Origin of the sequence: Bacillus sp. S4 (genome assembly GCF_040838205.1) — a bacterium.
GTDB lineage: Bacteria > Bacillota > Bacilli > Bacillales > Bacillaceae_G > Bacillus_A > Bacillus_A cereus_U.
The window spans coordinates 1-7251 of record NZ_JBFPJI010000158.1 but is presented as its reverse complement, the minus strand read 5'-3'; the positions used below and the strand labels follow the sequence as shown (position 1 = coordinate 7251).

Below are 7251 nucleotides of genomic sequence, written 5' to 3'. Positions count from 1 at the left end.
TTATATCACGTTACTCATTTTGATTTATCGAAAATTCCAGTTATGAAACTACAGTTTTTTAAGCATTCAACTAGAACTCACTTAGAACTCTTAATCAAAATAGAGGCATTAGTTTAACTTTATTTTAACTACATATTGAATTTTTTACCGAAGCGCAAATGAAGGCGGAGGGCCATCCGCTAGACCAGACTATTTTTTAACTACCAATAATGAATTATAAAACAAAAAAGAACCTTCTGTTTTTTGAAGGTTCTTTCTTACTTCTCTACTTATTGAATAAACAATACAGCTTCCTATTTACTATATTCACATGCTTCTTTGCACACACTATATTTTAAATTTCAGGTATTTCAGTTAAGTTATCACAAATAAAAATCAACCAATCCCGCAAATTTCTCCTTACAACGCTCCCAAAAAGATAACTTCTCAAAAAACTCTTTCGTCATTTCTTTCGAATCATGAAAATCTTGTGTTAACGCCTCATTCACTTCCGATACGATAGATCCACCATGAATATACAAATTCATCTCATCATTTATGTAGAAGCTACGAGCAGTTATGTTCGTTGTACCGATAACAGTTAATTCATTATCAATCAGCATTAACTTTCCATGAAACATCCCTTTTTTATAGCCATACACAGTAATCCCGTTTTTAACAGCTTCACGTATATAAGGATATGCTGCCTCTTTAATAAGAGGAATATCCGGTTTATATGACCAAAGTATTTTTACTGTAACACCACGCTTTTGCGCTCCAATTAAAGCATTCATTAATGCTTTATTTTTCGCTATAAAATAAGGCGTTGTAATTACAATCGAATGCTTCGCTTGTTTTATTAACGCTATATATTTTTGAGCAACATAATGCCCGTTATAACTTGTCATAGTATGTAGCGTATTTCCTTTGCTAGCCTTATTCGTACTCCTTTTTATATCTTCTTTCGTATCTCGTTTCCAATCTAAGGAAAACTGCTCTTCTAAATCTTTCGCTCCTTCTCCTCTGAGTCGTACATGATAATCACGCCAGTATCCAAATTTCTTATCTTTCCCTAAATATTCATCTCCTATATTAAAGCCACCCGTATAGCCAATTTCCCCATCAATCGTCGTAATGCGGCGATGATTACGATGGTGAAGTGAATAAAATCCGAATGGCAATTCTTGTTTTCTACTGTATGTAAAATGAACACCACTTTCCTGTAATTCTTTTTTCATCTTTCTTTCAAATGATAAATCATTAATTAAATCAACCGATAAATATACGTTTACTCCTTCTTTCGCCTTCTCTTTTAATAAGTTTAAAAAAGTATGGCTACTTTTATCATCTGACAAAATGAAAAAGTAAGTGTAAATGGAACTTTTCGCTTCCCTTATATCAGTAAACAACTGTTTATAAAACGACTTCCCTTCTACATATAATTGAAAGTCACTATAATGAGGTGCATACTCTGTCGGCATATTTTTCCCAGCTTCCATTTTCCTGCCTAAAGTAACATCGATATGCATCCAAATTAAAATAAAAACGAAAATAGCAATAATAATAGAAGTAACTCGCAATATTTTTTTAATCATTTTGATTTCCTTCCGCTCATATTACTTACTATTTCGTAGTGTTTCATTAATTTTTTTTTTCATACGAAATGTCTTTCTTACTTTTTATGGGCTGTTAAAAAGTTAAAGGAGAGAAGCATATGAAAAGAGGAAAAACTCCTATTATTTTTATCCCAGGTCTTTTCGGTTCAATGAGTAATATTATTATTCCTGGTACCGGTAATTGGAACTTTGGGCTTTCTGCGTTTGTTTATGAGCCATTCATCATGATGTTAGAAAGTATCGGATATAAACGAAATCAAAACTTGTTTATCTGTTTTTATGACTGGCGTCAGCGTATTGTTTTTTCTACTCAAAAATACTTATTAAAAACGATTGCTTATGTTAAAGAATTTACAGGTTGCGATAAACTAAATTTAGTTTGTCATAGTTTGGGCGGACTTCTTGCACGTTCTTACGTTCAAAGTGAAGAATATGAAAATGATGTGGAGCAGCTTATTATACTCTGTACACCAAGCGCTGGATCTCCTCCCAATTATAGTTATTGGACTGGAGGTAGTCTCCCTGTTCATGCCTCTTCTAAAATAAATATCGTTCATTCCTATATGGAACAGTACGTACACTACTTAAGTACCTTGTATAAAATGAATCCATTCGAAGCGATCCACCTTTACTTTCCAGGATTACAAGATGTTATTCCTTGTAAAGATTACGGAAATTATTTATTTATAAGATCCGGCTCTTCTATTACATTTCTTCCTTATAGTAAGATGCAAACGAAAAATCCCTTCCTCGATATATTAAATGAAAATAGATTTGTTATAGAGAAAAGAAATATTGAAACTACACTCATTGCAGGAGATGGAGTGGAAACAATTCAATATTTACAAGTCGTCCCTTCACATTCAAAACTGGAATGGGCAGATGGAAACGTCGTCGGTGATATACTAACAAAACATGGTGATGGTAACGCTGTTGTGCATAGCATTTTTCTTTTAGTTGGCAATAAATATATTGTGTGTGCTTCACATAATGAAGTGCTCTACAAAAGCATTCCTATATTACAAAAGATACTCTAAATTACGAACAAAAAAGGCGTGGCATTACGCCACACCTTTTCTCATTAAACAAAATTCCTCGCATCATTATTTCTTCCAAACTTATAAATAGCAATTAAGAAGAATGCTATCGCGAAAGCGAATAAAATTAAAATGTTTAAATACAACTCAGAAAACGGAATTCCTTGCTGTAGTTTTGAAATCGTATCTAGTAACCAACGCTGCGGAAGGAAATCAGCTACTTTTTGTACTGCTTTCGGCATAATGTCGTACGGGAAATAACATCCAGCAAGTAAACATGTTGGTACTATTACTATATTTTGCATTGCATTTGAAGCAGTTGAACTTTTTGAAAAAGACACAATGACTAACGATAAACCAATTGCAATTAAAGCGAATATCATAAGCACACCAATCATAACTATGAAAGGCATATTTATAGTTGTGTGAAAAACATTCGTCATAAAGAATACTGCAATTACAATTTGTACTGTTAATATCAGCATATTTACTGCGACATTAGATAATATAAATTTCTTTCCGTCAATCGGCGTTGATAATAATCTAAAATACGTTCTGTTCTCTTTTTCTTTTAAAATAAATCCTGATAAGTTCACTGCTGAAAATAGCATAAACATGATCAGGTAACCCATAGTTTGATTTGTCATATCCTTATTTTTCGAAGTATCTTCAAGTGTCTCAGCCTTTACTTTAAATGAACTTTTTTGATACCCTGCATACATATTATCAAACGTACTTTGATCCGTCCCTGCCACTTTACTAATTGCGGCAATATTATCAACATAGTTATATAAATATGATTTTATAAACCCCGTTACTTGATCGCCTTTAATCGATGAAATCTCAATATGACTCGGTTTCCCTTCTCGAACACTTTCAGAAAAACCAGACTGTAATGTAATAACACCATCAAGTTTTTTTGAAGTGAGTTTATCTTCCACTTCAGATTCCTTAATTTTACTAACATTTACATGATTGAGTCCTTCTAAAAATTTCACTGTATCATTTGCGATAGGTTGATTTTCTTTATTTATAACCCCAATATTTAACGTTCCTTGCCCTACATTCCCATATATCGAAAAGGAAATGAGCGTTCCTATTATCGGCAAGCTAATAATAATGAGTAACCCCTTTTTATTTTTCAGAAGCACAGATAACGTTTTTTGTATGAGCCATAAAATATCTTTCATACTATAGCCCCTCCCGTCTACGTAATGCAATAATCGCAATTAATAAAAAGAGTGCTGAAATTCCGAGGTTTAAAAATATTACTGGCAGTGCCGCCCCTATGTCATTTGCATAAATAATTTTCATAATGGCTGTGTTGGCCCACGTTAATGGCGATAAATTCGTAACGACATTTTCTTCCACTACGAAATACGCACCACCAAAAATAGAAGCTAATTGCACAACTACCATAATAATCGCTCTAGATGCCTCACCTGTTTTTGTAATAAATCCGATTCCTAAACCGAAGCTAATTGCTAGAAAGACTTCTGTTAGTAAAATAATAAATATGATTCCAATATGGTCGCCCCAATTCGCTTGAAAAACAAATTTACTAAATAAAACGACAAGTAATAGACAAAGTGCATTCGCTACAAGACTACCGAGCACTTTCCCAACGAAAATCTCAGCTTTACTTATAGGTGCTGCAATTAAACGATCTCCTGTTTTACGTATTCGTTCTCCTCGAATTAAAAAACTCGCTCCCATCGCAGCATACAGTGCTATCATCGTTGTCATTACAACCGCATAGTAATCCATAGAACCTGGTTTTTTAGCAGCTTGTAAAGATGTTTCTTTAATATAATCATTATGATTTCCGTTTGAAATAACTGCGTTAACCTTACTTGGATCTACTTTTGCAACTTCGGCCGCTACATTGTACTTATCAACAAATGTCGTAAGCATTCCTTCAACAATACTTCCTTCAATACTACTTCTGTCACTTCCATAAAATTTCGCACCATCTTTATTTAATTCTACATAGGCAGCATATTTATTTTGCTTCACTTCCTCTTTCCCATCTATACCTTCGGAAGCTTTCTTAAAATGAATACCCGCTTTATCGACTTCTTTCGTAAATGCTTCAAATGATTGAGAAAATGTGCTACTCGCTTCATCTTTATATAGCACTTGTATATCCTTAATCGATTGACTATCGCTATTAAATGCGTTACTTAACGCTGTTCCTAACACAAGCATAAGCACAATCGGAAATGCTAACATAAAAACTAAAGTTCTTACGTCCCTGAAATCTCTTTTAATGTGCATCACTGCAATATTAAAGATGTTCAATTGATGAACCTCCCTTTACCTTTTCTTCATTTACCTTTTATTTATCTCGTAAGTTTCTTCCAGTCAACGTAAGGAATACAGTTTCTAAGTTCGGAGCCTGCTCCTCTAACGAACGAATTTCAATGTCATGATTAATAAAGTGTTGAATAATTTTATTTAAATTATTTAATCCTGCATCAGAATTCACTTTAATTACGCTCTCTTCAATTTGAACAGCTTTCACACCGTTTATCTCTTTTAATTTTTCTACGTCTAAATTTTCTACTGACTTCACTTCAATCCAAATATCTTTCGTATCTGTAATAATCGCTTTTAACTGTTCTTTCGTTCCTTCTGCAATCACTTTACCGTGATCTACAATTGCTATTTTCGTACAAATCTCTTCTACTTCTTCCATGTAGTGACTTGTATAAATGATTGTGCTTCCCATTTCATTTAATTTCCGGACAGACTGGAGAATATAGTTTCTTGACTGCGGATCAATTCCAACTGTCGGCTCATCCATAATAATTAGCTTTGGTCTATGGGCAATTGCACAAGCTATATTCAATCTTCTTTTCATTCCGCCAGAAAAGTTTTTCGGATAACTTTTATGCTTATCGCTAAGCCCCACAAATTGAAGTGCTTCCTCTACTCTCGCTTTTAGTTCAGCGCCTCTTAATCCGTACAATCCGGCAAAGAATTTCACATTTTCATAGGCAGTTAGCTCTTCATAAATCGCAATATCTTGCGGAACAATACCGATGTTCATCTTCGCAAATCGATTATGTTTCTTTATATTTTTTCCTAGTATGCTAATTTCACCTTCATTACTTCTTAACAAACCAGCAATCATATTAATCGTTGTACTCTTACCAGCACCATTCGAACCTAAAAAGCCAAATATTTCTCCTTCTTTAATAGATAAAGACATATTATCTACCGCGATGAAATCACCAAATTTTTTCGTTAAATTTTTAATTTCCAATGTGTTCATCATTTCACCCCTATTTCGGTTTCTCTGCTTTTATCCCGCATTAACGGTCAGTAAGACTCCCACCTCAAAATTCAGCTGGTGCAAAGAAGTTAGGTGGGAGATCAACTACCCGTAAAAATGCCCGATTGGTTCAACTAACAATCAGCGTGGAAAAACAAAACCCCCACTGATTGAAGTTTCACTTTATTATAAACAAAAAGAATGAACCTGCTCAGTGCAGAAGTTCACTCTTTTCACATGAGATTATTCACTTTTTTCATATGAGATGATTCATCCTCGTCTCATCCTCTTATATCGGCAATAACATTGTTACTGAAAAACCACTTGTTCCATCTACAATAATTTTTCCGTTTACAGACGCTGTTCGCTCCTCCATCCCCATAATACCGAGACCTTTCTTAACAAGAGCAGCACCTTTACCATTATCCTTCACTTGTACTTTCACCATCTTGTTTAGTACATGAATATCGATTGAAATGACTGTCGCATCAGCGTATTTCATCGCATTTGTTAACGCCTCTGTAACGTTTTCACCGATAATTTTCCACTGAATGGGAGAAATCATATCTAAGTTACCTTTATAAACGAAAGGAATATTCATATCATGCTTACCGGCAAATTCCTCTATGAATAATTTCATACGATGAATGCCAATTTGCTCAGTTGGTGGCTTCATATTTTTTAATGTAATCCGAATGCTTTCAATTCCATCTTTTGAAATATGAATGGCATTTTGTAATAATTCCGCAGATTTCACTTTATCTATTTCCATTAATCTCTTCGCTGCTTCCATTTGAATTAGTGCACCTGTCATTGAGTGACCGATTTTATCATGAATTTCTTGAGATAGTCGATTTCTTTCCTCCAATTTAAATGTGTATTCAGATTGCCTTATGTAATCTTTATTTTCATTTAAGCTTTTCGTAAGTCTTTGTATGTCTTTTCTCATTTTATCATTTTGCATTTCTAGTTTTAATAATCGTGCTATATAGCGGTGAGCTATCGTTAAGGAAAAAAAACAAAATGCACTAATAAGTCCATACGTCATCTGAATACCTTCACCTATAAAAATAATAGGAAGAATCATAATGAAAAAGATTAACCATTTCCTTTTTATGTAATAATTTGCAATTTCATATAAGTTCAAAGGTAAAAACAAAATAAAAAACGGATGAATCTTCCATGTAAATAACATAACTACGCCAATTGACACACAAGTTAATATGTTTTTGTACGTATCTTTTTTAAATATAGAGATCAACACGTTTACAGAAAGATATAAAAGCAAAGTAAGTATAATCCATGGTAAGTTCGTAACATTTAAATGAATGTAGCTAAACAC

General features: G+C 33.5%; 6 protein-coding genes. 1 reads left to right on the top strand and 5 read right to left on the bottom strand.

The window, feature by feature from the left end:
* Positions 1–362 precede the first annotated feature (362 nt).
* Positions 363–1574: a cardiolipin synthase gene (cls, locus tag AB3X48_RS14675; RefSeq protein ID WP_016104468.1), complete on the bottom strand. Its 1212-nt coding sequence runs from the start codon at positions 1572–1574 to the stop codon at positions 363–365.
* Between the two features lie 119 nt (positions 1575–1693).
* Here cls and AB3X48_RS14670 point away from each other — a divergent pair, with 119 nt between their 5' ends.
* A complete protein-coding gene (locus tag AB3X48_RS14670; protein ID WP_016104467.1) occupies positions 1694–2632 on the top strand; it encodes an esterase/lipase family protein in 939 nt (312 codons plus the stop codon).
* 44 nt (positions 2633–2676) lie between these two features.
* Here the strand turns inward: AB3X48_RS14670 and AB3X48_RS14665 are convergent, their stop codons facing one another.
* The 4 genes from AB3X48_RS14665 to AB3X48_RS14650 all read right to left on the bottom strand — a co-directional run.
* Positions 2677–3822 (bottom strand): ABC transporter permease, encoded by a 1146-nt coding sequence (locus AB3X48_RS14665; protein WP_367959698.1) that lies wholly within the window; start codon positions 3820–3822, stop codon positions 2677–2679.
* Between the two features lies 1 nt (position 3823).
* A complete protein-coding gene (locus AB3X48_RS14660; protein ID WP_367959697.1) occupies positions 3824–4933 on the bottom strand; it encodes an ABC transporter permease in 1110 nt (369 codons plus the stop codon).
* A gap of 37 nt (positions 4934–4970) precedes the next feature.
* Entirely contained in the window at positions 4971–5909 is a 939-nt protein-coding gene (locus AB3X48_RS14655; protein ID WP_002158411.1) for an ABC transporter ATP-binding protein, read from the bottom strand.
* A 289-nt stretch (positions 5910–6198) separates the two neighbouring features.
* A partial coding sequence (locus tag AB3X48_RS14650) for a sensor histidine kinase (protein WP_367959696.1) occupies positions 6199–7251 on the bottom strand: 1053 nt, incomplete at its 5' end.

Bases quoted from the DNA above. Each gene is read 5' to 3' on its own strand.
- cls (WP_016104468.1), bottom strand. From the start codon at position 1,574: ATGATTAAAAAAATATTGCGAGTTACTTCTATTATTATTGCTATTTTC.
- AB3X48_RS14670 (WP_016104467.1), top strand. From the start codon at position 1,694: ATGAAAAGAGGAAAAACTCCTATTATTTTTATCCCAGGTCTTTTCGGT.
- AB3X48_RS14665 (WP_367959698.1), bottom strand. From the start codon at position 3,822: ATGAAAGATATTTTATGGCTCATACAAAAAACGTTATCTGTGCTTCTG.
- AB3X48_RS14655 (WP_002158411.1), bottom strand. From the start codon at position 5,909: ATGAACACATTGGAAATTAAAAATTTAACGAAAAAATTTGGTGATTTC.